The 25,565-nt window shown below is 51.5% G+C and carries 34 protein-coding genes; 10 read left to right on the top strand and 24 right to left on the bottom strand.

What is annotated here, in order from left to right; genetic code table 11:
* The first annotated feature begins 1 nt into the window (after window position 1).
* Genes DNK57_RS00770 through DNK57_RS00760 form a run of 3 tightly spaced genes read left to right on the top strand, consistent with a single transcriptional unit; the run spans window position 2 to window position 2,473 of the window.
* Window positions 2-271 (top strand): signal recognition particle subunit SRP19/SEC65 family protein, encoded by a 270-nt coding sequence (locus tag DNK57_RS00770; protein ID WP_192961157.1) that lies wholly within the window; start codon window positions 2-4, stop codon window positions 269-271.
* Between the two features lie 4 nt (window positions 272-275).
* Window positions 276-1,679 carry a single-stranded-DNA-specific exonuclease RecJ gene (gene recJ / locus DNK57_RS00765; protein WP_226890908.1) on the top strand — a complete coding sequence of 468 codons (1,404 nt, stop codon included), beginning with the start codon at window positions 276-278 and terminating at the stop codon, window positions 1,677-1,679.
* Window positions 1,676-2,473, top strand: a complete 798-nt coding sequence (locus DNK57_RS00760) for a DUF7839 domain-containing protein (RefSeq protein ID WP_192961156.1) — start codon at window positions 1,676-1,678, stop codon at window positions 2,471-2,473. The genes recJ and DNK57_RS00760 overlap by 4 nt, the downstream gene beginning before the upstream one ends.
* A gap of 20 nt (window positions 2,474-2,493) precedes the next feature.
* Here DNK57_RS00760 and DNK57_RS00755 read toward each other — a convergent pair whose 3' ends face one another.
* The 12 genes from DNK57_RS00755 to DNK57_RS00700 form a co-directional block, all read right to left on the bottom strand.
* Window positions 2,494-2,925: an ACT domain-containing protein gene (locus tag DNK57_RS00755; RefSeq protein WP_192961155.1), complete on the bottom strand. Its 432-nt coding sequence runs from the start codon at window positions 2,923-2,925 to the stop codon at window positions 2,494-2,496.
* A gap of 24 nt (window positions 2,926-2,949) precedes the next feature.
* Entirely contained in the window at window positions 2,950-4,245 is a 1,296-nt protein-coding gene (locus DNK57_RS00750; RefSeq protein WP_192961154.1) for a phenylacetate--CoA ligase family protein, read from the bottom strand.
* Window positions 4,246-4,425: 180 nt separating this feature from the next.
* The gene (locus DNK57_RS00745; protein WP_192961153.1) at window positions 4,426-5,034 is read right to left on the bottom strand and encodes a superoxide dismutase; all 609 of its coding nucleotides are present in this window, start codon (window positions 5,032-5,034) and stop codon (window positions 4,426-4,428) included.
* Between the two features lies 1 nt (window position 5,035).
* The gene (locus tag DNK57_RS00740; RefSeq protein WP_192961152.1) at window positions 5,036-5,722 is read right to left on the bottom strand and encodes a peroxiredoxin; all 687 of its coding nucleotides are present in this window, start codon (window positions 5,720-5,722) and stop codon (window positions 5,036-5,038) included.
* A gap of 3 nt (window positions 5,723-5,725) precedes the next feature.
* Window positions 5,726-6,241, bottom strand: coding sequence for a ferritin (locus DNK57_RS00735; protein ID WP_192961151.1), 516 nt, complete (start codon window positions 6,239-6,241; stop codon window positions 5,726-5,728).
* The gene (locus DNK57_RS00730) at window positions 6,235-7,392 is read right to left on the bottom strand and encodes an FprA family A-type flavoprotein (protein WP_192961150.1); all 1,158 of its coding nucleotides are present in this window, start codon (window positions 7,390-7,392) and stop codon (window positions 6,235-6,237) included. Before DNK57_RS00730 ends, DNK57_RS00735 begins: the two co-directional genes overlap by 7 nt.
* Window positions 7,393-7,554, bottom strand: coding sequence for a rubredoxin (gene rd, locus DNK57_RS00725; RefSeq protein WP_192961149.1), 162 nt, complete (start codon window positions 7,552-7,554; stop codon window positions 7,393-7,395).
* Between the two features lie 11 nt (window positions 7,555-7,565).
* Window positions 7,566-7,727 (bottom strand): rubredoxin, encoded by a 162-nt coding sequence (locus tag DNK57_RS00720; RefSeq protein WP_013295425.1) that lies wholly within the window; start codon window positions 7,725-7,727, stop codon window positions 7,566-7,568.
* Window positions 7,728-7,927: 200 nt separating this feature from the next.
* On the bottom strand, window positions 7,928-8,107 hold the full coding sequence (locus DNK57_RS00715; protein WP_320056827.1) for a hypothetical protein: 180 nt from the start codon (window positions 8,105-8,107) through the stop codon (window positions 7,928-7,930).
* 95 nt (window positions 8,108-8,202) lie between these two features.
* Window positions 8,203-8,601: a universal stress protein gene (locus DNK57_RS00710; RefSeq protein WP_192961147.1), complete on the bottom strand. Its 399-nt coding sequence runs from the start codon at window positions 8,599-8,601 to the stop codon at window positions 8,203-8,205.
* Window positions 8,602-8,605: 4 nt separating this feature from the next.
* On the bottom strand, window positions 8,606-9,157 hold the full coding sequence (locus DNK57_RS00705) for a flavin reductase family protein (RefSeq protein ID WP_192961146.1): 552 nt from the start codon (window positions 9,155-9,157) through the stop codon (window positions 8,606-8,608).
* A gap of 5 nt (window positions 9,158-9,162) precedes the next feature.
* On the bottom strand, window positions 9,163-10,869 hold the full coding sequence (locus DNK57_RS00700) for an ABC transporter ATP-binding protein (protein ID WP_192961145.1): 1,707 nt from the start codon (window positions 10,867-10,869) through the stop codon (window positions 9,163-9,165).
* Between the two features lie 150 nt (window positions 10,870-11,019).
* Between DNK57_RS00700 and DNK57_RS00695 the strand changes: the two genes are divergently transcribed.
* The 7 genes from DNK57_RS00695 to DNK57_RS00665 all read left to right on the top strand — a co-directional run bounded on the left by DNK57_RS00695 (window position 11,020) and on the right by DNK57_RS00665 (window position 15,560).
* Window positions 11,020-11,556, top strand: coding sequence for a nicotinamide-nucleotide adenylyltransferase (locus DNK57_RS00695; RefSeq protein WP_192961144.1), 537 nt, complete (start codon window positions 11,020-11,022; stop codon window positions 11,554-11,556).
* Window positions 11,553-11,984 carry a molybdopterin synthase catalytic subunit gene (locus DNK57_RS00690; protein WP_192961143.1) on the top strand — a complete coding sequence of 144 codons (432 nt, stop codon included), beginning with the start codon at window positions 11,553-11,555 and terminating at the stop codon, window positions 11,982-11,984. Before DNK57_RS00695 ends, DNK57_RS00690 begins: the two co-directional genes overlap by 4 nt.
* A 64-nt stretch (window positions 11,985-12,048) precedes the next feature.
* Window positions 12,049-13,269: an HD domain-containing protein gene (locus DNK57_RS00685; RefSeq protein ID WP_192961142.1), complete on the top strand. Its 1,221-nt coding sequence runs from the start codon at window positions 12,049-12,051 to the stop codon at window positions 13,267-13,269.
* A gap of 37 nt (window positions 13,270-13,306) precedes the next feature.
* On the top strand, window positions 13,307-13,879 hold the full coding sequence (locus DNK57_RS00680) for a UbiX family flavin prenyltransferase (protein ID WP_192961141.1): 573 nt from the start codon (window positions 13,307-13,309) through the stop codon (window positions 13,877-13,879).
* A gap of 4 nt (window positions 13,880-13,883) precedes the next feature.
* Complete coding sequence (gene cbiT, locus DNK57_RS00675) at window positions 13,884-14,462, top strand: precorrin-6Y C5,15-methyltransferase (decarboxylating) subunit CbiT (protein ID WP_192961140.1); 579 nt, start codon at window positions 13,884-13,886, stop codon at window positions 14,460-14,462.
* A 140-nt stretch (window positions 14,463-14,602) separates the two neighbouring features.
* Window positions 14,603-15,202: a hypothetical protein gene (locus DNK57_RS00670; RefSeq protein ID WP_226890906.1), complete on the top strand. Its 600-nt coding sequence runs from the start codon at window positions 14,603-14,605 to the stop codon at window positions 15,200-15,202.
* 154 nt (window positions 15,203-15,356) lie between these two features.
* A complete protein-coding gene (locus tag DNK57_RS00665; protein WP_192961139.1) occupies window positions 15,357-15,560 on the top strand; it encodes a pseudomurein-binding repeat-containing protein in 204 nt (67 codons plus the stop codon).
* Here the strand turns inward: DNK57_RS00665 and DNK57_RS00660 are convergent.
* From DNK57_RS00660 to cbiQ, 12 genes are all read right to left on the bottom strand, one after another.
* Window positions 15,550-16,143, bottom strand: a complete 594-nt coding sequence (locus tag DNK57_RS00660; protein WP_226890904.1) for a molybdenum cofactor guanylyltransferase — start codon at window positions 16,141-16,143, stop codon at window positions 15,550-15,552. The two genes, DNK57_RS00665 and DNK57_RS00660, sit on opposite strands and share 11 nt — an antisense overlap.
* Before the next feature lie 16 nt (window positions 16,144-16,159).
* The gene (guaB, locus tag DNK57_RS00655; protein WP_192961137.1) at window positions 16,160-17,641 is read right to left on the bottom strand and encodes an IMP dehydrogenase; all 1,482 of its coding nucleotides are present in this window, start codon (window positions 17,639-17,641) and stop codon (window positions 16,160-16,162) included.
* Between the two features lie 18 nt (window positions 17,642-17,659).
* Window positions 17,660-18,370 (bottom strand): (5-formylfuran-3-yl)methyl phosphate synthase, encoded by a 711-nt coding sequence (locus tag DNK57_RS00650; protein ID WP_192961136.1) that lies wholly within the window; start codon window positions 18,368-18,370, stop codon window positions 17,660-17,662.
* Between the two features lie 102 nt (window positions 18,371-18,472).
* Entirely contained in the window at window positions 18,473-19,663 is a 1,191-nt protein-coding gene (locus DNK57_RS00645; RefSeq protein WP_192961135.1) for an LUD domain-containing protein, read from the bottom strand.
* The gene (locus tag DNK57_RS00640) at window positions 19,656-20,342 is read right to left on the bottom strand and encodes a (Fe-S)-binding protein (RefSeq protein ID WP_192961134.1); all 687 of its coding nucleotides are present in this window, start codon (window positions 20,340-20,342) and stop codon (window positions 19,656-19,658) included. Before DNK57_RS00640 ends, DNK57_RS00645 begins: the two co-directional genes overlap by 8 nt.
* Before the next feature lie 137 nt (window positions 20,343-20,479).
* Window positions 20,480-21,613, bottom strand: a complete 1,134-nt coding sequence (locus DNK57_RS00635; protein ID WP_192961133.1) for a glycosyltransferase family 4 protein — start codon at window positions 21,611-21,613, stop codon at window positions 20,480-20,482.
* Between the two features lie 17 nt (window positions 21,614-21,630).
* A complete protein-coding gene (locus DNK57_RS00630) occupies window positions 21,631-21,957 on the bottom strand; it encodes a DUF2304 domain-containing protein (protein ID WP_226890902.1) in 327 nt (108 codons plus the stop codon).
* A 39-nt stretch (window positions 21,958-21,996) separates the two neighbouring features.
* Window positions 21,997-22,695, bottom strand: a complete 699-nt coding sequence (locus DNK57_RS00625; protein ID WP_192961132.1) for a glycosyltransferase family 2 protein — start codon at window positions 22,693-22,695, stop codon at window positions 21,997-21,999.
* 21 nt (window positions 22,696-22,716) lie between these two features.
* Entirely contained in the window at window positions 22,717-23,301 is a 585-nt protein-coding gene (locus DNK57_RS00620) for a flavodoxin family protein (RefSeq protein WP_192961131.1), read from the bottom strand.
* A gap of 26 nt (window positions 23,302-23,327) precedes the next feature.
* Entirely contained in the window at window positions 23,328-23,786 is a 459-nt protein-coding gene (gene ribC / locus DNK57_RS00615; protein WP_192961175.1) for a riboflavin synthase, read from the bottom strand.
* Window positions 23,787-23,797: 11 nt separating this feature from the next.
* Window positions 23,798-24,634 carry an ATP-binding cassette domain-containing protein gene (locus DNK57_RS00610; RefSeq protein ID WP_192961130.1) on the bottom strand — a complete coding sequence of 279 codons (837 nt, stop codon included), beginning with the start codon at window positions 24,632-24,634 and terminating at the stop codon, window positions 23,798-23,800.
* Between the two features lie 165 nt (window positions 24,635-24,799).
* The gene (gene cbiQ, locus DNK57_RS00605; RefSeq protein WP_192961129.1) at window positions 24,800-25,561 is read right to left on the bottom strand and encodes a cobalt ECF transporter T component CbiQ; all 762 of its coding nucleotides are present in this window, start codon (window positions 25,559-25,561) and stop codon (window positions 24,800-24,802) included.
* Window positions 25,562-25,565: the final 4 nt, after the last annotated feature.

Genomic DNA, 25,565 nt, shown 5'->3' with positions numbered 1-25,565 from the left:
TTTGATCATATGGCCAGCCTATCTTGATTCAAGAAAATCTCGGAGTGAGGGTCGCAGGGTGCCCCTGGAGTATGCTGTTGAATCTCCGACCGCCAGTGAGATACTGAGGGCTGCGAGGAAGCTCCAGCTGGAGGCCCGGATGGAGTCGGACAGTGCATATCCCTCATCCTGGTGGGAGTCCTCAGGAAGGGTTGTGGTGGAATACGATGGAAAAAAGAGCGAACTACTTCCCAAACTTGCGAGGCTTCTGAGGTCCTCGAAGAAGAGATGATGCCATGGATACGGGTATTGATGAACTGAGATTGGCCCTCAGAAGGGCCAGGGAGATGATAGAATCCTCTGAAACTGTCGCGGTATACAGTCACACTGACTGTGATGGTATAACAGCCGCAACGGTCCTCAGCAAGGTCCTTGGAAGGCTGGGTATGGACCATGAGGTGAGGATCATAAACATCAATGAGGTGCCTGACGTTGAACTCTCCTCGGACCTCACCATCTTCAGTGACCTTGGATCCGGTCAGAGGGTCCATGAGAACCTTAAATCAAACTCAAGGGTTCTAATACTGGACCACCATCCCCCCGTGAGGAAAAGGGACTTCACAGCACCCAGCGGGGAGTTACTGGAGATAAACCCCATATTCTATGGTATGGACGGCTCAACACATGTCTCAGGCGGGGGACTTGCCTACCTCCTTGGAAGGGAGTTCGGCTACAGGGACCTCGGCTGGATGGGTCTCCTTGCAGCTGTGGGTGACATGCAGAACATCACCCTGGGTAAGATGGAGGGTCTCAACAGGGATATCCTCCAGGACAGCGTCAGGGAGGGTCATGTTGAGTGCCAGAGTGACCTTACAATCTATGGTAGACATACAAGGCCCCTGGTTAATGCGCTCTCCTATTTTGGGGATGTGACGCTCCCAACAACAAACAACACCAATGAGTGTATTGCAAGGCTCAAGAACCTTGGGATACCCCTCAGCAATGGTGAATCACAGCGGAGGCTCTGTGACCTTACTGATGATGAGAAGAGGAAACTCTTCAACGAGATATACCGCATGATGGTCAGTGAGGTCCCTGAAAGATACCATAAATACCTTCCAAGGCTTATCCTTGGTGAGGTCTATGAGCTCAGCTCCGAGGAGAGGTACACTGTCTTCAGGGATCTATCTGAGTTCTCAACCGCGGTGAACGCATGTAACCGTAACTCAAGGTGGAAGCTTGCAATGGAGATAATCGGCGGGGACCGGAAGGGGAACCAGGATGAACTGGAGGATGTCCTCAGGGCCCACCGGGCCTACCTTGCAGCTACACTCAACGAGATAATGGATGATGAACTGATAAGGGACATGGAGAACCTGCAGTACTTCCATGCCCCCGGAGTGAACACAGCGGTCATAGGAACCGTTGCAGGTATGCTTCTCGGGTACGGTGACTGGAGGAGGCCCATGATCGGATTGGGGGAGACCTCTGATGGGTTAAAGGTTTCACTACGATGTTCACGGCTCCTGGCCTTCGACGGCATACACTTCGGCTCCATAATGAGGAGGGTTGCCGAGAAGGTGGGTGGAAGCGGCGGGGGCCATGCAACTGCCTGCGGCGCCTACATACCCTCAGATCGTGAGAGAGAATTCCTTGAACTCCTTGACAGGGCCATAAAGAATGTGAGGGTGAATGGATGAAGTCTTTGCGAAAGAAGGGTGAGCTTACACGCTTTCAGATACTCAGTGAGATAGCCAGGCTGCAGCCCTATGTGAGGCAGAAGGACATAGCAGATAAGCTCGGGATAACCGTCCAGGCCGTCTCTGAGAACATCAAGAGCCTCATAGCAGAGGGCCTGGTTGAGTCCGGAAGCGGCAGGTCCCACTACAAGATAACCAGGAGGGGTGCTGAGAAGATCAGAGAAGCCGCCATGGACCTTAGAAGGTACGCCGATGAGGTGCTTGAATCCATGAGCTTCTACAGGTCGGTGTGGCCTGCCATAGCCTGGGAGGACCTCCAGGAGGGGGATGAGGTTGAACTCTTCATGGAGGATGGTATACTCTACGCGCGGAGGAGGAGAAACGGGGAGGCCTATGCAGAGGTGCTCCATCCTGCAAGGAGGGGTGAGGATGTCGCCCTTTCAGAACTCGGGGGTACCATACCCCTCCAGAGGGGTAAGGTGACCATAGCCGTGCTGCCAGGAATATCTGAGGGAGGATCACGGAATGCAAACCTTGAAAGATTGATGGAGCTCAGCAGAGGCCAGGACAGGATAGGGATAATGGGGACAGTTTCAAGGGCAGCTGCAAATAAACTGGATCTGAGGGTGGATTTTGAATTCGCAACACCCCACGCAGCACTTGCAGCTGCAAAGAGGGGCCTCAACGTCCTTGTACTTGCAGTTGGTAAAATGAGCAGGAGTATAACAGAAAAACTTGAGAAGGAGGGTATTGAGTACTCCGTGGAGGACCTCAGGCTCGCCCAGAGGGAATAAAAATCAACCTCCGGTGGTAATCAGAGGGAGTAGACCTCCTCTGGTGGGACCATCCTCACCCCTGCATCCCCCAGTGCACCCTCAAGGGCGTCCAGGTCCTCCGTGCTCATGAAGAGTATGGCCTTGTCCTTCTTCTCATGTACAAAGGCGTATATGTAGTCAAGGTTTATATCGTAGTCCTTCAGCACCTCAAGGATGGATGCAAGGCCCCCTGGCCGGTCATCCATTTCAACCGCGACCACGTCCTTAATTTTAACAACGAAGCCCTTATCCTCAAGCACAGCTGCAGCGTGTTCAGGTTCGGGTACTATGAGTCTCAGTATGCCGAATTCGGATGTGTCTGCAAGTGAAAGTGCCCTGAGGTTTATACCTGCCTCTGCAAGTGTGCTGAGGGCCTTCCAGAGCCTGCCCTTCTTATTTTCAAGGAATATTGATATCTGCTTAACCCTCATCTTATCACCATTCTATCCTTTAAACTAGAGGTTCCTCCTGTCTATCACCCTCACGGCCTTACCCTCACTCCGGGGTATGGTTCCTGGTTCAACAAGGGTCACCTTGACCCTGAGGCCTATCTCATTCTCTATGAACTCCTCGATGCGGTCACGGGTCTCCACCATCTTCCTGATATCATCTGAGAAGAGTTCCGGTGAGGTTTCAACCCTGACCTCAAGTTCGTCCATGAGGTGGGGCCTTGTCACTATTATCTGGTAGTGGGGTTCGATTCCGTCTATGCGGAGGAGGGCCTTCTCTATCTGTGATGGGAACACCGATACGCCACGGACCTTGAGCATATCGTCAACCCTGCCTGTGATCCTTGAGATCCTTGCAAGGGTCCTGCCGCACCTGCAGGGTTCATAGTCAATGGATGTTATGTCCTTGGTCCTGAACCTTATAACAGGCATCCCCACCCTTGTCAGTGTTGTGATCACAAGCTCCCCCCTCTCCCCGGGGCCGAGCCTCTCACCCTTTTTATCTATTATCTCAGGGTAGAAGTGGTCCTCTGCGATGTGGAGTCCGTTCTTCTCACTGCACTCCATTGCAACACCTGGCCCCATGATCTCCGTCAGACCATATATGTTGAAGGCCGGGGCGTTGAATCTTCTCTCAATCTCTGCCCTCATCTCCTCGGTCCACATCTCAGCACCGAAACCTATGGCCTTTATCCTGGATTTTTCAGGGTCGAATCCTTCTTCACGTGCTATTTCAGAAAGATAGAGACCATATGACGGTGTGAATATCATGACCGTTGTTCCGAAGTCCTTCATTATCTCTATCTGCCTTCTTGTCTGCCCGGTTGATATGGGTATTACCGTGGCCCCTATCTTCTGTGCACCGTAGTGGACGCCGAAGCCCCCTGTGAAAAGTCCGTAGCCATGGGTGTTCTGTATTACATCATCCTCGGTTAGGCCCATCATGGTGAGGCCCCTTGCCATGACCTCACTCCATATCTCAATGTCCTCCCTGGTGTAACCTGAGACCACTGGCTTGCCTGTTGTCCCTGAGGATGTGTGGACCTCAACTATCTCCCTGCGCGGCACTGCGAACATGCCGAAGGGGTAGACCCTCCTCAGGTCGTCCTTTGTCGTGTAGGGGAGTTTTTCTATATCATCAAGGGTCTCTATATCCTCGGGGTGAACCTCCACCCTGTCAAAGGCCTCCCTGTAGTATGGTACGTTCTCATAGGCCCTCTTCACGGTATCCTGTAGTCTGCTAAGCTGCAGTTCCTCCAGTTCATCCCTTGATATGCATTCCATTTCTCTATTCCAGATCATCAGAATCATTCCCGGATCAGTGTAACTCTTAATGATTTATGATGGTTTAGAAATAAATGTTACCCCGGTATGTGGAGCAGGAACTCAGTAGTTGGTTCAAAAATTAAAGTTTAGCCGCTATTGAAGCAGAAAAGATAAATATAAAATGAGGGAGGATGATCCTCTTTAAGCTGGAGTGGTCTAGAGGATGTCCTCAAAGCGTTTTTCAACTTCCTTCCAGTTTACTATGTTCCAGAAGGCCTCAACGTAGTCTGGTCTCACGTTCCTGTAGTCAATGTAGTAGGCGTGTTCCCATACATCAAGGACAAGGAGTATCCTGAAGTGGGGTATGACATTAACGTTGTGTTTCTCGACCTGCATTATGAATAGCCGGTCTGTCCTCTGGCAGTAGGTGAGTACAGCCCATCCTGAGCCCTCTGCACTTATAGCTGCCTGTGAGAACTCCTTCTTGAATCTTTCAAAGCTTCCGAAGTCCTTATCTATGTACTCTGCCAGTTTTCCTGATGGTTCTCCTCCGCATTCATCTGCAGGTCCCAGGTTACCCCAGAAGAAGAGGTGGAGAACGTAGCCCCCAACATGGAATGAGAGTTCCTTGAGGGCCGCCTTGATGTCAACTTCTGTGTCTGATTCCCTTGCCTCATCCAGTTTCCTGAGGAGGGCGTTGGCACCATCAACGTATGCCTGGTGGTGTTTCTGGTGGTGTATGCTGAGCTGCTCCCTGGATATGTATGGTTCAAGGGCGTCGTATGGGTATGGGAGCTCGGGTAGCTCATAGAATTTTTTCTCCAATCTATTCACCCCCTATTTTGCGGTGGCATAGCCACCAGTCGTAGCATTCATATTCATCCTTCCTCTTCCTGGCTGTTTCAATGTCAGATGCCGGGGGTATTATCACATGGTCCCCGATGAGCTGGTTATCGGGCCAGTTGGCTGGTGCTGCAACCCCCTCGGCATCTATGACCCTGAAGGCACGTATCATCCTCACGATTTCCGGGATGTTCCTTCCAAGTTCCTGTGGATAGTAGAGGATGGCCCTTATTATCCCTTCAGGGTCCACCACAAAGACCGCCCTGACGGTGTTTGTGGGCCTTGATGGGTGGATGAGTCCCAGGGTGTCTGCCACCCGTCCGGTGTCTGCTATCACCGGGAACTCTATCTCGGTGTCAAGGTTCTCGGCTATCCACTCAATCCACTTGATGTGGGAGAACACCTGGTCAACGCTGAGTCCTATGAGTTCACAGTCAAGTTCCTGTAGTTCCGGGTAGACCTCCTGGAAGGCCACGAACTCGGTTGTGCATACAGGTGTGAAGTCTGCGGGGTGGCTGAAGAGTATGAACCATCTGCCCTCAAATTCGTCAGGGAGTTCCATTGGTCCGTGGGTCGTCTGGACCTCCATCTCCGGGAATTTATCCCCTATGAGGGGCATTCCCCTTCCCTTCTTCTTTATCTTTCTGAGTTCGTATACCTTCTCCCCCATATCTCATTCCCCCTTATCTGCAGGTGGATTGTAGACCCTCTTTGCCAGTTCTGAGTCCAGCATGAGGAGTCCGCTGGGCGAGTCCGATGCTAGGCGCACCCTCTGGAGAAGGCCCCCTGCTGATTCCTCCTCCTCAACCTGCTCTGCAACGAACCACTGGAGGAAGTTGTTGGTGGCGTGGTCCCTCTCTGAGATGGCGAGGTCCACAAGGTCATTTATGAGTCCTGTGACCTTCTTCTCATGTTCAAGGACATGCTTGGCCACCTCCAGTGGTGATTCCCACTCAAATGGTGGTTTCTCTATCTCATCAAGCACGACCCTTGCACCCCTCTGCACAAGGTAGTCGTAGAATTTCATTGCGTGTGAAAGCTCCTCCTGGGCCTGTACACGCATCCAGTTTGCGAATCCTGGAAGATCAGAGGCCTCGTAGTAGGCTGCCATTGAAAGGTAGAGGTATGCTGAGTAGAGCTCAGCATTTAGCTGCCTGTTGAGTGCCTCCTGCATCCTTTCACTTACCATCCATTCACCCCCTTTATCTTCATGGCAAGTTCATCCACCCTCTGCAGGTCCTCCTCAAGGGGGAGGCCCTTCACAAGGACGGATTCAAGGTATTCGACATTCAGGTTTGAAAGGAGCTTCCTGACCTCTGACTCTATCAGGCTGCCCCATCCATAGGATCCCATGACTGCAACATATTTAACAGGTGGTTTCAGGGCGTTTACAAGGTACAGGGCCGATGCTATGGCCGGGTGCGGCCTTGTGAGCACCGTTGGTGATGCAACGACAAGCACCGATGCATCTACGAGTTCCGTCAGAAACTCTCCTGTGTCATGTTCTGCAACGTTCACCGGTCTTACGCCCACATCGAGTTCCATGAGTTTCTCTGTGAGTCTCTCAACCATTACCCTGGTGCTTCCATGCATGGTGGTGTAGGCGATGACCACCCCATCCCCGCCTGATGTCCAGGCAGCATAGGCGTCCATTATGAGTTCAGGTTCAGATATGACCGGGCCATGGGATGGTGCTATCATGGATACCTCCAGCTTTGAGATCTTACTGAGGTTTGATGTCACCATCTGGCTGAAGGGCATCATGATATGGGCGTAGTACCTCTTCGCCTCCCTCAGGAAGTCTTCTGGTGTCTCCATTATCTCTGATGTTGCAATGTGTGATCCGAAGAAATCGCAGGTGAATAGTATGCCCTCCTCCTCAAGGTAGGTTACCATGGTGTCTGGCCAGTGGACCCATGGGGTTACGGTGAATCTCAGTGTCTTATCACCCAGGGAGAGGGTCTCACCATCCCTTACCTCCCTGAAGTTTCCCTTGATTCTCAGGAGCTCCTCCAGAAATTCTATGCATGGCGGTGTCCCGAGGACCTCTGCCTCAGGGTAGATTTCAAGGAGTTCAGGTATGGTGCCTGAGTGATCCTGTTCTGCGTGCTGTGATACTATGTAGTTTATCTCTGCATCCATCTCCTCGAGGGTCCTGAGGAGTTCATCTGCCATTGATGGCTCGGTGGAGTCAATGAGGGCTGTGGCGCTGCTTCCTGAGATGAGGTAGGAGTTGTAACTTGTACCCCTTGGTAGGGCTACAAGTTCATCGAAGGTCCTCCTGTCCCAGTCGATGGTGCCTGTGTAGTAAACCCCTTCAGCAATCCTTTTTGCTGTCATCTAATCCATCTTCTTGAACTGGTCCTTTCCAACCCCGCAGACAGGGCATACCCAGTCGTCCGGGAGGTCCTCGAAGGGTGTTCCTGCCTCTATACCTGAAGCAGGGTCTCCCTCCTCGGGGTCGTAGATGTATCCGCACATCTGACAAACATATTTGTCCATTCATTCACCTCTCAATCCAGTGGTTTGAACATCTTCTTCTTTGCACCGCATGATGGGCACCTCCATGTCTCAGGGAGGTCCTCAAATGGTGTTCCGGGTGGTGTATCCGTCCTTGGCTCGCCCTTCTCAGGGTCGTAGATGTATCCGCATACACGGCACTTGTATCTCTTCATGTCGCGCACCCCAATTTTATATCTGCCACGATCTATCTTTATTACTCTACTGAAATTTAAAATTATCTATAAAATTCACTGCGAAAGGTTTATGATGTTAATAAGGACATGAAAATGCTGATGATTTGAATGGCTGTGCATAAAAGCTGTTAAAATAAAAAATTTCAGACAATGGATATCTGTAATTAAAAAAAGAAATTTTACTGGTCGAGGTACTTCATTCTGAATACATTGAACCCAACAACGCATCCCACAAAGCCCATCCTCACGTATGGGCTTACAGGTGCATAGAGGGCAATTAGGAGTATCAGAACACCCACAAGGCTGTGGGTTAGAAGGTTCTTCCAGTCTGTAAGGTAGGACTTTATACCGCTGAACACCCTTTTCAACCTAACACCTCTCAGATATATCAAATTTTGATATATCAGATTATTATATACTCCCATATATACTTTTCTAACCATGGGTGAAAAAATTATCTCTTCACCAGGAGAACCGGAACATCCACGGTCTTGAGGGTTGTCTCAGCAACACTCCCCATCAGCAGTTTCTCAAGGCCTGACCTCCCATGGGATGCAATAACCACAAGATCAGCCCCTGTCTTCTCTGCTATCTTCTTCATGTCATGGGCAGGGCTCCCGAAGACAAGGACCTCGTCAACCCGGACACCTGCCTCACGCCCCTTCCTCTGAACAGCCGCCAGTATTTCCTTACCCTCCTCCTCAAGGACATCAAAGGGGTATATCAGCTTCTCATCGATGACATGGACTGCAATCACCACTGAACCCAGACGCCCCGCAAGTTCTATGGCCATATCCTCTGCCCTTGCAGCGTACTCTGAGCCATCCGTTGGAACCATTATCTTCTCAAACATGAAATCACCTGACATGCCTCACATGATCACCTATGACAAACTCCTTTCCACCAACATGGAGGACAGGCTTCACAGATTCAACATCGAGGAGTCCTTCCTTCACAGATCCAGGGCGCACCGATGCACACACCACACATCCGGTTATAAGGTTGTGGTCTCCAACCTCAAACATCCTGAGGAGTTCACATTCAAGGTGCCCGGGGGCCTCAACGATTCTCGGAGGCTTCACCCTCCTTGATGGGACCCATCCAAGACCAGCAGCCTCAAGTTCATTCTCACCCGCTGGAATGTCCCTGGCGGTGACCCACATCTGTTCAATTATATCTGCAGGTGTTATGTTTATGACAAATTCATGTGTGCTCTCAATGTTCCTGGCGGTGTGGTGGTCTGGCGCCGATGCAAATGCAACCACCGGCGGGGCAATTGAGACCGGCATTGTGAATGAGAAGGGGGCTGCGTTGATGTTGCCCTCCTCATCCACGGTTGTCACCATAACCGTCGGTCTGGGTGTCAGTATCCTGTGGGCGCTTTCAACCGGAAAATCCTCAAAATCCATGGAGATCACCCCTTAACCCTCTGAAGGTATCTTGCATGACTCCTCTCAACAAATTCATCACAGAGTTCATCTGGTTCACCATCCATAACAATCCTTCCATCCTCAACCATAACTGCCCTGGTGCTGAGCTCCCTTATGAAGTCGACATGGTGGCTGACCATTATTATGGTTGTCCCGAACTCCATGTTGATCCTCTTGAGGGAGTTGGACACCATGCGCAGTGTGATGGGATCCAGATCCCCGAAGGGCTCATCAAGTATAAGCACGTCGGGCCTCGATGCAAGGACAAGGGCGAGTGTCGCCCTCACCCTCTCGCCCCCTGAGAGCTCATAGGACCTCCTGTCCAGTATACTCATGGGAAGGTCAAGGGCCCTGAATATCGGCTCAGCATACCTCTTAACCTCACTGTCAGGGAAGCTGGGGAATAGCTCCTCAAGTATCTCAGGTGAGAGGCCCAGCTTCTCAAGCCGGTACCTTGCCTCTGTCTCAGGAAGATCAGTGAGTTGGTAGAGGACATCGAGAACCATGTCACTTATCCCGAGTTCATCGGCCCTCTTCTTTGCCTCCGCAACCACATGTTCCCCCTTAACTCCCAGCCTTGAGGCTATCTGACTCCTTATGGTGGCATGGTGCACAAGGGCGAACTCCTGGTGCATGAAGCCCATCTTCCTCCTTATACCCATCCTCTTAACACCAGGCTCATGCATGTTTACCCATTCACCGTCAAGGCGGAACTCCACAGTACCCTCATCAGGGAGGTCCAGGCCCCCTATCATCCTGAGAAGGACCGTCTTACCTGCTCCGCTGGGGCCTATTATGGATACCATCTCCCCCCCATCTATATCGAGGTTAACGTCCCTCATTTCAAGGACAGCTCCGCCCTTGAGGAGTACGAACCTCTTCCTGAGGCCCCTGACCCTGAGTATCTCCTTCCCTCTGGCCCCGGGTGTGTATTCAACAGGGTTTTCGATGTCCTCAAGGAACCTGCCTATGATGGCTGAGGGTTCGCCCTCATCAACTATGCTTCCATCCTCCATGAGCACCACCCTGTCTGCCAGGTACTCGTGGACCTCCGGGAGGTGGGATACAAGGACCACGGTGACGCCGAGTTCCCTGTTTATGTTCTTTATGGCGTCCAGTATCTCCTGCTTGGTCCTCGGACAGGACATGGTTGCTGGTTCATCAAGTAGAAGTACGCGGGGTTTTTTTGCAAGCTGCCTGGCCATTATGAGCCTCTGCTTTTCACCCCCACTCAGTACCGGGGCGAAGTGGTCAGCCTTGTGTTCAAGTCCGACAAGCCGGAGGAGCTCCATGGCCTCCTCGCCGAACTCATCGTAGGCATAGTCAAAGTCTGTCATGGACTCATCGCCATACTTCGCAGCGTAGAGCTTCCTTATGACGTTCTGGAGGGCTGTCTCGGCCCAGAGACCGAAGGACCTCTGCAGGTGGATTGCTGTCTTCTTCTTCAGCTTTGAGAAATAGTACTGGCTGGAATCAGCTTCAACTATCACATCATCAAGGGCGATTCTGCCTGAATCAAAGGGTTCAACTCCCCTCAGTATCCTCAGGAGGGTCGTCTTACCTGATCCGCTCATTCCAAGGATTCCAAGTATTTCACCATCAGCCACCTCAAGGTTAACATCGGAAAGTGCCCTGAATTCGTCTCCATTCTCAAGTTTATATGTCTTTGTGAGGTTCTCTACCCTTATCATTGCATCACCCGCATCTCTCCTCTGGCAGTGCCCATGAACTGCAGACTGCCATTGAATGATCCGCAATCGCCGCCGGCTCCATGAATATATACTAGAAGCACCATAATTCTAATAGTTTTGCTGACATAATAACTTTATGCGGTGATGACAATGAGGGGATTGCTGGTTGGAAGGATGCAACCATTTCACAGGGGCCATCTGGAGGTCATAAAGAGGATACTCGAGGAGGTCGACGAACTCATAATATGTATTGGCAGTGCACAGCTGAGCCACAGCATCCGGGACCCATTCACGGCAGGTGAAAGGGTCATGATGCTCACCAAGGCCCTCAGTGAAAACGGGATCCCTGCATCACGCTACTACATCATCCCGGTCCAGGATATAGAGTGCAACGCCCTATGGGTGGGCCACATAAAGATGCTAACACCACCCTTCGACAGGGTCTACAGCGGGAACCCCCTCGTCCAGAGGCTCTTCAGTGAGGATGGCTACGAGGTAACAGCCCCGCCCCTCTTCTACCGTGAGAGGTACTCAGGGACAGAGGTTAGAAGGAGGATGCTGGATGATGGAGACTGGCGTTCCCTCCTCCCCGACTCTGTGGTGGAGGTTATAGATGAGATCAATGGCGTTGAAAGGATAAAGCACCTTGCAAAAAAGGAGGTCAGTGAACTTGGAGGGATATCATGATTGTGAGGGTAACTGATGAGAAGGAGGCCTACCGGATGGAGGACCTCATAGAAAACCTGAAGAAAGGTCCATACATTGAGGAATGCGGGGCCATATTCACATTCGAGGGTATTGTCCGCGGTGTGGATGATAAGAGGATAGATAAGCTGGTGCTCACAACACCAGACATTGAGAGGGCCCAGATGGAGCTTGAGGGTATAGTTGAGGATGTCAGGAGGAAGTACCCTGTAAGGGACGTTGCCGTGGTCCACTATCTTGGTGAGTTCTACACTTCAGAGACCCTCTTCATGGTGGCTGTCGCGGGTCCTCACCGTGGCGAGACACTGGAGGCCCTGAGTGAGATAATTGAGAGGACAAAGCATGAGATTGAATTCAGGAAGGAGGAGTACACCAACAGCGGTAAAAACGTCATAATGTCAGGCGGCTGAAAAAAGACGGAAGTAGGTAATGAAGCTGTAGAAAAAGATATCCCCTTGGATAAGGGGGCCACACATGAAATTCATAAGGGACAGCGTCCATGGAAACCTGAAGCTGAGTGAGTTCGAGGTCAGGATAGTTGACACTCCCCAGTTCCAGCGCCTCAGACGTATAAAGCAGCTCGGATTCACCAGCCTCATATACCCCGGTGCAAACCATTCAAGGTTCGAACACTCCATAGGTGCCATGTGCCTTGCATCAAGACTTGCAGAGCACCTCGGCCTTGGCAGCGAAAAGAGGAGGGTGCTGAGGCTCTGCGCCCTCCTCCACGATGTGGGCCACGGCCCATTCTCCCATGTATCCGAGGGTGTCCTTGAGAGGTCCCATGAGAGCCTCACAAGGGAGCTCATAAAAAAATCCGTCCTGGGGGATATAATATCAGAGGAGTTCGACCTCAGGCAGGTTATGCGGATACTCAGGGGGGAGGGGGTCCTTGGTCAGGCCATAAGCGGGGAGCTGGATGTTGACAGGATGGACTACCTCCTCAGGGACTCCCACTACACAGGGGTTGCCTACGGTATAATCGACGTTGAAAGGCTGATATACAACATGAAGATGGAGAACGACCTTGTGCTTGACAGGAAGGGTGTCCAGGCAGCCGAGTCCACACTGCTTGCAAGGTACTTCATGTACCCCAGCGTATACCAGCACCACACCACGAGGATAGTGAACTCCATGTTCAGGAGGTGCCTGAGGAGCCTTATATCAGGGGGCGTCCTGGACGCCTCCAGGATCTACAGGTACGATGACATGGACCTCATCGTCATGTGCAGGAACCAGGAGGGACTTGCAGGTGATATGATGAGGAGGCTTGATGACAGGAACCTCCTCAAGACCGTTGACTCGGTGAAGCTCAATGAACTTGAGGACCCCGAGAGGGTCTTCAGGATAACTGAGGTGGAGATAAGGAGGGCTGAGGAGGAGATCGCAGAGGACATGGACCTCGATCCGGACTACGTGGTGGTGAATCTACCAGAGTACCCTGCCTTCGACGAGATGAGGACTCAGGTCTCTGTTGGTGACTCCATTGTAAACCTGAGCCACATCTCAAGCCTCGTAGGGGCCCTGAAGGAGGCCAGGTTCAATCATGCAGATATCTGCGTCTACGTGCCACGGGAAGCTGCAGACTCCTTCAGGGATTTCAGCCTCCATGACTACATGGACCTCCCTGAGAGAAGGCCCTCCCATCCGAGGCAGCTGCGACTGACAGTCCCGGACTACCTGAGGTTCAGGTGACCTGCTGGATGCATTAGATTAAAGAAAGGTGATTGCAATGATAATACTTGCCATGACAGGTGCGAGTGGCGTTATCTATGGTGAGAGGATCCTGAAGGCCCTCAGGGGGGCCGGGGTGAGGGTTGGGCTCATGATAACCGACACCGCCCGTGAGATAATAAGATATGAACTTGAGATGGAACCTGGAGCCCTTGAGGAACTGGCAGATGAGTGCTTCGATGCCACGGATTTCACAACATCCATAAACAGCGGATCATCTCCCTTCAGGGCCATGGTCATCGCCCCCTGCACAATGAAGACCCTCTCTGCTATAGCCAACGGGTATGCAGGGAATGCCCTTACAAGGGCCGCTGATGTCTGTCTCAAGGAGAGAAGGGAGCTTGTCCTCGTCCCAAGGGAAACTCCACTGAGGAGTGTCCATCTTGAAAACATGCTCAGGGTCTCAAGGGAGGGTGGGATAATACTTCCAGCCATGCCAGGTTTCTACCATAAACCCGCCAGCATAGAGGATATGGCGGACTTCATAGCCGGGAAGGTCCTTGATGTCCTTGGAATAGAGAACGACCTATTCAGAAGGTGGACCGGTAAGGATATAAGCACCGAAGGGTGATGGCTTGATACCCGACGATGAGTTCATAAAGAACCCTGCAGTGCCTGGCCCAACAGCCATGGAGGTGAGATGCCTCATCATGTGCCTTGCAGAGCCCGGTAAAAATGATGTTGCCGTTGATGTGGGCTGTGGAACCGGTGGAGTGACCCTCGAACTTGCAGGGAGGGTCGGGAGGGTCTATGCAATCGACAGGAACCCTGAAGCCATCAAAACAACTGAGATGAACCTCCAGAGGCATGGCCTTGGAGATAATGTAACACTGATGGAGGGTGATGCCCCTGAGGCCCTCATGGAGGTCCCTGAAATTGACATTGCAGTTGTTGGTGGAAGTGGGGGTGAGCTCAGGAAGATCCTTGGGACTATAAAGGATAAATTGAAGCCAGGTGGGAGGATAATCGTGACAGCAATACTCCTTGAGACGAAGTTTGAGGCAATGGATTGCCTCAGGGACCTTGGATTTGATGTGAACATCACAGAACTCAACATAACCCGGGGTCGTGCACTTGATAGGGGCACCATGATGGTCTCAAGGAACCCGGTTGCATTGATATACACGGGGGTATCCCATGAAAACAAAAATTAACTGGAGAGTAAAACTGGCACTTCTTCTGGTACTTGTATCAGCATCCATATACTTCATCTTATATCTGATTCCATAAACCAGAAACAGAGCTGTTCTACATAGGCATAGACCTTGCATTCGTGCCACTGGAGATACTTATAGTGGTGATAGTTGTTGAGGCGGCAATATCCAGAAGGGAACTCTCAGAGAGGCTTGAAAAGCTCAACATGGTCATAGGCGCATTCTTCAGTGAAACAGGTACAGAGTTCCTGAGGGAGGCCTCCAGATTTGAATCAAACACACCCTTCATTGCATCCAGACTGATCATGGATGCCTCATGGAGCAGGGAGGATTTCAAAAAAATAATTGACGAGTTAAATGACCTGGAGTTCAGCTTTGAGCTCGGATCCGGGGAGAGCATTGAACTCCTGGAGTACCTGAGGGAGTTTCTCATATTAAGGAGGAATTTCCTCCTGGGCCTCCTTGAAAATCCGAATCTACTTGAACATGAAAGTTTTACAGATATGCTCTGGGCCGTGTTCCATCTGATGGAGGAGCTCGAGGCCCGGAAGGACGTCAGATCCCTTCCACCCTCAGACTACGAACACCTTGCAGGCGACCTTACGAGGGCCTACAGTGCAGTTATCAGGGAGTGGCTGGGCTACATGGAGCACCTGAGTGAGAACTACCCCTACCTCTTCTCCCTTGCAGTGAGGAAGAATCCCTTCAACCCCGAGGCAAGGGTGGAGGTCATCGATTAGGCCATGCCGTCTAAGGGAGAATTCAGTAAAGGGAGACCAGGAACATTTCATATTTTAATTTAAATTTTTAATATCGCCTTTATGTGAAAATAAAATCGTATAACTTATATATCATGATAAAGAGAGTATAGAAAAACTCCTGTGGTTGGTATCCATGGAAAGGTTGACCCTAGAGCAGTATAGGGAAATGGTCAGTGAGATAATTGAGTTTAAGAATCTATACGGGTCTTTACCGGAATATGCTCTTGTCGATGGGAAGAAAATCCATAAAGAACACTACATCGACATGATTGAGCGTGTAAACAAGTTTGTTCTTGAGATGGGACGGAATCCGCGCACAGTTGATATCAGATCCTGAGATCCTCCGGGCGGTTGAAGTTCCTGAAGCTCTGAAGTGTCGGATCCAGGCTGATGGCGGCTATGCGGCAGGAGTTAATGGATTCAATTAGAGTCCCCACCTTCCTTTTATTTCTGGATAGAAGCGCCTCCACGGTCCCCCTCACCCGGGCAGAGTACACAGCATGGAGGGGTTCTGGTCCATCATCCCCCCAGGGCACGAGGGCGTCACAGGACCCGCCAAGCCTCCGGAAGCACTCCTTCACGTTCAGCAGGAACTCATCTGTAACGAGGGGTGCGTCACAGGGAAGGAAAAGCGCAGCGTCCCCTGATATACTCCCCAGTGCCGTGTATATGCCTCCAAGGGGTCCTGTGCCAGGCAGCTCATCCGTCAGGATCCTCACACGGTCATCAAGTACGCCCCTGTAGGCCCGGGCCTGTTGAGTGTCACGTAGAACCACAAGTACCTCACTGAAATGTCCCAGCAGTTTCACGGTTATGATCTCTATGAAGGGCCGATCATCCATCAGAAGAAGTCCCTTATCTGAGCCCATCCGCCTTCCCCTGCCACCGCAGAGGACAGCCGCAGAGTCAAGTTCACTCATTTCCATAAAAAAATAATTATTTGAGGGTCGGATAGTTGGGGCTCTCATTGGTTATCAGGAGGTCATGGGGGTGGCTCTCCTTGATACCGCTTGATGTTATCCTTACCAGCTTAGCCCTTTCCTTCATCTCGTTAAGGTCAGCTGCGCCGCAGTATCCCATGGATGCCCTCAGACCACCTATGAGCTGGAATAGAACTTCACTTACCGTGCCCCTGTAGGGTACAACACCCTCAACGCCCTCAGGCACCACCTTGGTGTGCTTCATGTGCCCCCTGGGTTCCTGGAAGTACCTGTCGGTACCTGCACCTATACCACCTGTCATTGCACCCAGGGACCCCATTCCACGGTACTGTTTGTATTTACGTCCGTTCATCACCACAACATCTCCGGGGGCCTCATAGGTACCCGCCAGGAGGTTGCCCAGCATCACACAGTCAGCGCCAACCGCCACCGCCTTTGCAATGTCCCCTGAGTACCTTATACCACCATCGGCGATAACAGGCACTCCATATTCTGCGGCAACATCAGCCACCTCTGCTATGGCTGTGAGCTGAGGGACACCAACACCTGCTATTATCCTTGTTGTGCACATTGAACCAGGACCTATCCCCACCTTGAGGCCGTCCACGTCCTGTGCAATGAGGTCCTCTGCAGCCTCCCTGGTTGCTATGTTACCTACTATGAGGTCAGCATCTACCTCCTTCTTCATTGCCCCGGCACTCTTCACAAGGTTCATGTTGTGTCCATGGGCGCTGTCGATTGCCAGCACATCCGCACCAGCCTCATCCAGTGCCCTGGCCCTTTCAAGGTCAAAGGGGCCGGTTGCAGCCGCCACCCTCAGGTAGCCCTCACTGTCCCTGGATGCATGGGGGTACCTCTTGCGCTCCAGTATATCCTTCATGGTGAGTATGCCGACGATCCTTCCATCCTTCACAACCGGGAGCCTTTCGACCTTGTTCTCGTAGGCTATGTCAAGGGCCTCACTGGGGGTTATGGATTCGTCCACGGTTACGACGTCCCTTGTCATGACCTGGTCAACCTTCCTGTCTGCCTCTGAGTTGAAGATGGGTTCAATGTCCCTGCGGCTTATTATACCTATGAGCACACCGTCCTCAACCACCGGGAGACCGCTTATCTCCTCCTGGTCCATGATCTCATGGGCCTCCCGCAGGGTTGAGTCTGGGGATATTGTTATAACGTCCCTTATGGTGATGTCCCCTGATCTCTTAACCTTCTTCACCTGTTCGACCTGGTCCCTGATGCTCATGTTCCGGTGGATAACCCCCATTCCACCCTCCTGTGCCATGGCAATGGCCATTTCATACTCTGTGACCGTGTCCATGGCGGAGCTGATTACGGGTATCTTGAGTTCTATGTTCCTTGATACCCTGCCGACGGTCTCCACGTCCCTGGGTTCCACATATGATGCCTGGGGAAGGAGGAGAAAATCATCAAATGTGTAACCTGTTTCTGCTTCAGTTAATTTTTTCATGTACATTCAAATCCCTCAGCTAATTTAGAAGCTTTCCAGGAGTTCCTTGAGTTCCCTCACAGCATCCCTGTGAATCCTGCCAGTGTTGCGGTCTCCGCCAACACATGCAGCACCCCTTATGCCGACAACGTCGCAGCCGATGTCATGGAGGGGTTTTAGGTGTTCCCTGCCAACTGATCCTGCCAGGGCTGACTTAAGTCCATGGTCCCGGGCAGCTGATACAAAGGCCTCCAGTTTCTCCATATCCATGAAGTCAAAGAGTGTTTTACCGTCCTTCACTGCGGTGTCAAGCATTGCAAGATCCGCGCCGGAATCAGCCGCAACGAGGGGTATCTCCATTGGTTCAACAGCGCCAACACGGTGAGCATCAGCGTAGCCGGCTGCAACCACGATTGCGTCTGACTGGTCCTTAACCGTCCTCACAACGTTCTTCATGACGTCAACTGCCTCATCATAGTTCCTGGTTCCGTATAGACCAACCTTTATGTAGTCAGCCCCTGATACCAGGGCCCCCATGGCTGCAAGGGATACCGTGCCTGGCTTGTAGGGCACATCCCCCAGTGTCGCGCTTACAAGCATGTCATCAGGTGTCATCTCCCTGACCCTGCGGATTACCCATGGAAAGTTTGCTCCGAGGGATCCCTCTGCAGGGTTCTTAACATCGACTATGTCTGCACCGCCTTCTATGGCTTCTAGTGCCTCCTCAGTGTTAATTGGACTTATCAATAGAAGCAATCTATAACCTCCTGGTAAAAATCATGGAATGAATATCCCAAGAAACATGATATGATAATTTTTTTAATTAATCTAGAACAGCACCTTTTTATACCTTTCTTTTCAGAGGGGTGAACCCCTCCTGAGTATCCTCCCGGCTATCCTCAGATGTTTGGGGTGCCCCATACCAGCGGCAACACACTCACCCCTGAGCCTCTCCATCATTTCAGCTGTGGGTGTTTCCACCGGGCACTTCTCGGTGCACAGGCCGCAGAGGGTGCACATGTAGAGGCCAGATTCGGCTGCAGCTTCCCTGCCCTCAATGAAGCTGCTCATAACAACTCCACGGCCCCCCAGGTAGCCCCGGTATCCGAATCTGTTCCCGACTGTGTTGTAGACAGGACAGCTGACTATACAGCTGCCGCAGCCTATGCAGAGGAGGGCCTCAGGGTACGCTGTGGATCTCCCGTTGTCAACTGCAACTGCTATGACCCTTGATGCACCGTACATACCCCGCAGGAGCATCTTCTCTATATCCGCGGTCTTTGAGGGTCCTGAGATCACATTGATGTAGGAGGGCACCCGGGTACCTGTGGCATAGGCTGTCTCCAGTTTTACCACAGAGATAGCATCCTCGATCTCAGGGACCAGTTTATCTATCCCAAAGACCAGGATGTGTGTGTCCATGAGTGATAGTCTCGCCACGTTTCCCTCGTTGTGGACTATGATGGCTGAGCCATCAGAGGCTGCCACAGAATTGGCGCCTGTTATCCCTGCATCGCACTCAGCGATGGACTGGAGTATGTCGGATCTCACCGCCGCCATTATCTCATGGGGGTCATCCCCTATGTCAGCTCCGAGTTTATCCCGCACTATAGCTGCTATCTCAGATACGCCAAGGTGGAGGGCAGGTCCAACAGGGTGTGCAGGTTTCTCTATACCTGCAAGCTGCAGTATACGGTCCCCAAGGTCCGTCTCAATTACCTCCACACCCCTCCTTCTGAGGTAATCTGCAAGGCCTATCTCAGAGAGGGTGTTTGACTTCGACTTTGCAATGGTGTCATCTTCCAGGTTCTCATAGATTATCCTGCAGGCATCATCACCGTCCGCTGCAAGGTGGAACTCGACACCGTTCTCAGAAAAGCTTTCAGAGGCCACTGATATGAGTTCCTGGAGGTTCTCAAGGGAGGATTCGCGTATCCCCCTGACACGGTCTGCGAGTTCAGCCACCTCTGCCCTGTCCAGAAGTTCAAGGCGTCTTTCATTGAGTTTGCTGAAGGAAATCCTCATCTGGCGGATTTCACTCTCATTCAACGTTTCTCCTCCTGATAAGTTCCGATAGGAGCTCTGTTATATCCATGACCCTCATGGATCCTGATTCAAGGTTGAGCCTGCAGAAGGGGCAGGAGGTGCACAGGACGTCAGCCCCGGTCCTCTCGGCCTCCTCTATCCTTGAAGATGCAACAGAGGCCGATACATCGGGGTGGGCTGAACGAAGCCCCCCTCCGGCACCGCAACATCTGGAGTCCCTTCCATGATTTTCCATTTCCTTAAAATCTGTTAATTCCATCAGAATATCCCTGGATGCGTCCCTTTCATCGCTGTGACGTGAGAGGTGACAGGGGTCATGATAGGTAACCTTCATGTCTGTCCCCTCAAATTCAATTGCACCCTCTGCCATGAGGTCCCATATGAGCTGAGATATGTGTTTAACGGTTATATCATAACCCCTCTCACTGTAATCCTTGCTGAGGGTCCTGTAACATCCGGCACATGATACAACAACATCCTCTCCATCAAGCATGCTTCCCGTCCTCTTGATCTGTGTCTCTGCCTCCTCAAGGAACCCCGTCCTCAGAAGAACAGAACCACAGCATGACTCTTCCTCAAGTACCCTGTATTTCAGCCCTGAGGATTCCAGTATCCTCTCAGTGGCCCTGGATATTCCATGAAGTCTTTCCCTTGCAAGACATCCCCTGAAATAGATGACCATGATATCAGCTATGTCATCCCTGACTATTAATAGTTGTCAGCAGGTCCTAGAAGGATTCAAAGATACAGACCCATGTAAAAAAATGGGCGTCAAAAGGCCTCAGTAAAAGGATTCAATAAATACAGGGCATGGAAGACTCATTCATCCCTTCCTGTGACCTCCCTAAGTACAGCCTCAAGTTTTGCCCCTATGGAATCTGCACTGTAGTCCATGAAAACATCTGCGGCCTCAGAGGTTAATCTCCCGTGGAGCTCCCTGCTGGAGAGTAAAAGTTCAAGCTTATCTGCAAGGTCACGCCAGTCCCCGGGTTCAAAGAAAATTCCACCCCTCCCCTGGCTTGCCTCCATCACTGGGGGTATCCTGGCAGCCACAAAGGGTGTTCCGCATCCCATTGCCTCCACTATAACTATTCCGAAGCCCTCAACCACACTTGGAAGGCAGAAGACCCATGACCCTGCTATAACCTCCAGTACATCCGAGTGTTTCTCAACGAAGCCCATGAACTCAAGGTTATCCTCAACACCAAGTCTATGTGCAAGGCCCCTTAAATTCTCCTCCATGGGGCCTGTGCCGATTATCCTGCACCTGATATCAGGGAACTTCTCCCTTATCACCGAGACCGCCCTTATGAGGTCCTGTATCCTCTTGTATTCAACGAGGCGTGATACGCATGCAATTGACGGTGTGCTGGTCTTCCGGACATCCGGTGCCCTGAAGTCGACCATGTTATGGACAACCGAGACCTTCTGCCAGGGATACCTCTCAAGGATCTTGCCTGCTGTATACTCAGATACAGCCACTATACGGTCGAACCTCCGTGAGAGGGTGTACCTCTCAAGCACCTCCCCGAGTATGCCCGAGGCCCCTATGTTCCTCACCCACTCACCGATCCAGACGTCATGGTAGCGGGCCAGTGCCGCGGCATCCCTTTTTCCTGCTATCCTCCATGCCACCGGGTGGGTTATGAAGTTGTAGCCAATCACCGCGTCAGGGTCAAGCTTCAATCCCTCCCGGTAGGCTGATAACATGAAGGACAGCCTTCCCGTGATGGAACCCGCCTGCACATAGGACCTTACAGGGCCGCAGCAGATAACCTCCATGTTCCCGCAGCTGTAGTTTTCAGGGTTTTCAGGGGTCCTTGATGTCAGTACCGTTACTTCATGTTTCTCTGACAGTTTAAGGGCCTCATTGAAGGCGCAGGCCTCTGCACCGCCCCTGATGTTCAGTTCCTCGCCTCCCGGGAAGTACTCTGTAACGATGCATATCCTCATTTGAAACCCCTGTTTACTCAATCATCATGTTCCCTGAGGGCGATTTCATGCACAAGCTCGGTTATATCCTGCTGAATCCTGTCAACCATCAGGTATATCCTGAAAAGGATGTAATATGCACCCAGTATGCCTATTATGAGGAGAAAATCAAGTCCACGCCCGATACCAAGGATGTTGGCTATCCTGGTTGATAATGGCGGGTTGAGTGAGAACATTATGACCGAAACCCATAGTATCAGCCAGAGGAGGAGGCCCCCCGGCGATGTCCTTGACTCCCTGAACCTTGCAAAGGATACAATTATACCTGCAATCCCAATAACAATTCCAAGAACCTGGTATATCATAAAAATCACCGAAAACTGTATCTGAGGAGGAACTCCTGTTTAAACCCTTCTAAGCATGTTCAGTATCAGCCTCAGGAGTATCCTTATACCCACTGATGTACCGGTACCCTTGGATATGGTCTCAGGGGTGTATATCGTTTTTATTTTAACCTCCCTCATCCTGAGGCCATTTCTGTGTATCTCACCTATTATCTCAGATGAAACACCGTAACCCCTGCTCTTTATATCCATAAGTGATGCTGCCCTGGCAGTGAAGGCCCTCAGACCGGACTGGGAATCTGAGACCCTGCAGCCATAGAAGAGGAGGGTGAGCAGGTTCATTATTGTGTTCCCGATGCTCCTTGAAAGGGGCATCTCAGAGAATTCCCTGCTCCCTATCACCACATCGGCCTCTCCCTCCATGAGGGGTTCGATAACACCCTCAATATCATCAGGGTCATGCTGTCCATCGGCATCGAATGTGACGATGTATGAGGCCCCTTCACCCACAGCCGCCCGTAAACCTGTCCTGAGGGCTGCTCCGAGGCCCCTGTTTATTACATGGGTGTAAACAGATAAACCCTCCCTTTCAGAGGACATTCCTGCAAGTATTTCTGGGGTTGAATCCCTTGAGCCGTCATCAACGGCTATAACCCGGTATCCCCTGTCAAGGAGGGATTCTATCACACCAGCCACGGTCTTCTCCTCATTGTATACCGGTACAACCACTGCAACATCCTTTTGCCTGTGTCCCGCCATGGATTCCACTCAGATAGTTTTTCATCCATGGATCCTTGCTGCCAGGAGGGCGACCCTCCTTCCAAGGTTCCTTGATGTTTCAATACCTGCCTGGTCACTGGCTGATTCGCCCTTTGCACCGCCTACACCGGTTCCTCCATAGTGTGCAGTGGGTGAGGCGTCCCCCACAACAGCTGCCTCATGTATAAGGAAGAAGTTGTGAATGTCACTGCATGCAGTTTCCTGGCCGCCATTTCGTGAGCCCCCGACGGTCACAGCACCCCCAACTTTGTCTGCCAGTCTGAATTTGCTCCTGAGGGGTCGGGTCCTGTCCATGAACATCTTGGTCTGGGCTGTCACTGAACCAAAGTAGACGGGGCTACCTATAATTATCCCGTGGGCTGATGCCACAAGTTCAACCACCCTGTTGAGGTCATCGTCGATGTCGCATTCACCTGTCTCCTTGCATGAGTCACATGCCCTGCAGGGATTTATATCAAGGCCTGCTAGTCTCACAAGTTCTGTCTCTGCACCGGCCTCCTCAGCGGCATCAAGGGCCTCCCTCAGGAGTATCTCAGTATTACCATTCTTTCTTGGACTTCCACAGATTCCAATGACCTTAACCATTAAATCAGCCTCCTTCTGTTTTTTATTTAAAGTGGTCCGGCATCAGGTTTGCCCTCACGCAGACCCATGCCTGCCTCGCGTGTAAGCCTATCTGGTTTAAAGAGCATCATGATGAGGTTCTGGGCATGTTCCCTTGCCCTGTTATCAGCAAGGACCTTCAGTTCCTCAGGGTCATCCTCCTCATCCTCATGGACAAATACCTCAAGTATGTGGGTGTTCGTCATGAGCTGGGCCTGTATGAGGCCAGTGGATGCCTCATGGGCGCAGACCTTATCCTTTTCCTGGGGCCCTGGCATCCCGAGGGCCATGACCATTTCACAGCCCTCCTCCTCTATGAGTTTCTTGCAGGCAACTGGAAGGTCCTTTATCCCGGGCACGGTTCTCCTTATGATCCTTATACCTGTAGCGTGTTTCTTCAGCTCATCGATTGCAGCTCCGCCCATATCGTACCTTGCAAAGGTTGTATCGCAGATCCCGACCTTTATCATGAAATCACCTACCTGAGCTGGTTAAGGAGTTTCCTCCTGGCCTCACCTATTGTCAGTGGGTAGGGCTCCTCAAAGGGGAGTTCATCCTCCTTCTGGAGGATCTCAACTAGGTGGGCTATCCTTGGAAGACGGAGGTTGGCCCCCCGGATGGTATCGATATCTGAGAATACCTCGGCAGGTGTCCCTGTACTTATTATCTCACCATCATTTATTACATATATTCTGTCGGAGTAGAGGGGGGCGAGGTCAACGTCATGGGTTGATATGATTATTGTCATGCCCTCCTCGTTGAGGGTATGGAGTAGCCTGATGATCTGGGAGGCGCCCCTTGGGTCAAGGCCAGAGGTTGGTTCATCCAGAACCATTATATCAGGCTTCATTGCGAGTATACCTGCTATTGCAACCCTCTTCTTCTCACCGCCACTGAGGTGATGGGGTGGTTTGCTCTCATATCCCTGCATACCCACCTTCTGGAGTGCGTCCCTTACCCTCTCCTCAACTTCATCCTCAGGGAGACCCATGTTGAGGGGTCCAAAGGCAACGTCCTCATCCACCCTTGGTGCGAATAACTGGTCATCAGGGTTCTGGAAAACTATTCCGACCTTCTGACGGGCTTTAATCAGCCCTGATTTGCTGTAGTCAAGCTCCTCTCCCTCTATCATTATCTTTCCGCTGGTTGGCTGAAGTATTCCATTGAAGTGGAGGAACAGGGTGGATTTACCTGCCCCGTTCGGTCCCAGGAGCGCCACAACCTCCCCCCTCTCTGCATGGAAGTTGATCCCCCGGAGGGCCTCTGTACCGTCCGGGTATGTGTATCTGATATCTACTGCCTCAATAATCCTCATGTTCACACCGCGATCCGTTAACCGTTATGATGAATAATGTGTATTTTATATTTAAGTCTGCTTAACCCTATCGGATTGATGAAGAGATGAAATCCTGGCGGTACGAAAGTGCTAGAATCAGAACATTTCAGTTAAATGTGATGATAAAATCTCAGATAAGGTGTCTCATAGCCAAGCACCTGAAGTGAAGAGGAGACCAGTCACAAGGAGACCGTCAAAAAGGATGATCATGGCCATACCCCTCAACCCCATTGACTTCTTTCTCAGTGCCGGCATGGATCCCATGTAGCATCGTGACTCCATGGAACGGTAGACTGTCTCACCCCTGAGCCATGACCTTATAAATAGGTTGCCTGCAAGTAGTCCCAGGGACCTGTAGGAGTTTCGAAGGCCGCTGTATCCGAGCCTTGTATCCTGGGCATGGTACATTATCGATGCCTCCTCAAGGAAGACAAAGATTGACCTGTACATTAGGAGGGCTATCTCGGTGAGGGCTGGTGGCACTCCAAGCCTTCCAAGTTCATGGAAGATCTCATTCACAGGTGTTGTGAGGGCGAGGAATGCCAGGCAGGAGAATCCCCCCATGATCCTTGAGAATACAAGTATCCCTGTCTGCAGACCGTCACTGTACACTGTGAGACCCATGATGGTTGCTGCAGGGTCCACGCCGAAGAAGAAGGTCATGAGGACAAGGGTTAAAACTCCAAAGCCTAAAGGAACCGCTGAAAACCTCAGGTAGTATGATGCAGGTATATCCGCTACAAAGAGGATGATGAGGGTCATTAAAACCGCCACGATGGCGGGGATCACTGGTGTGGGTGATATCACTGATATTATCATTGTAATTATGCACAGGGCCATCTTGAAGCCCGTACTGCTTTCCCTCAGGCTGTTGTTATGTGCATAGTAGTCAACGGAGATGTTCATCGCC

It is taken from the genome of Methanothermobacter thermautotrophicus, assembly GCF_014889545.1.
In the GTDB taxonomy this organism is placed as follows: Archaea; Methanobacteriota; Methanobacteria; order Methanobacteriales; family Methanothermobacteraceae; genus Methanothermobacter; species Methanothermobacter thermautotrophicus_A.
Note: the sequence above shows the minus strand (reverse complement) of the source record. Positions and strands in the feature narration are given on the sequence as shown.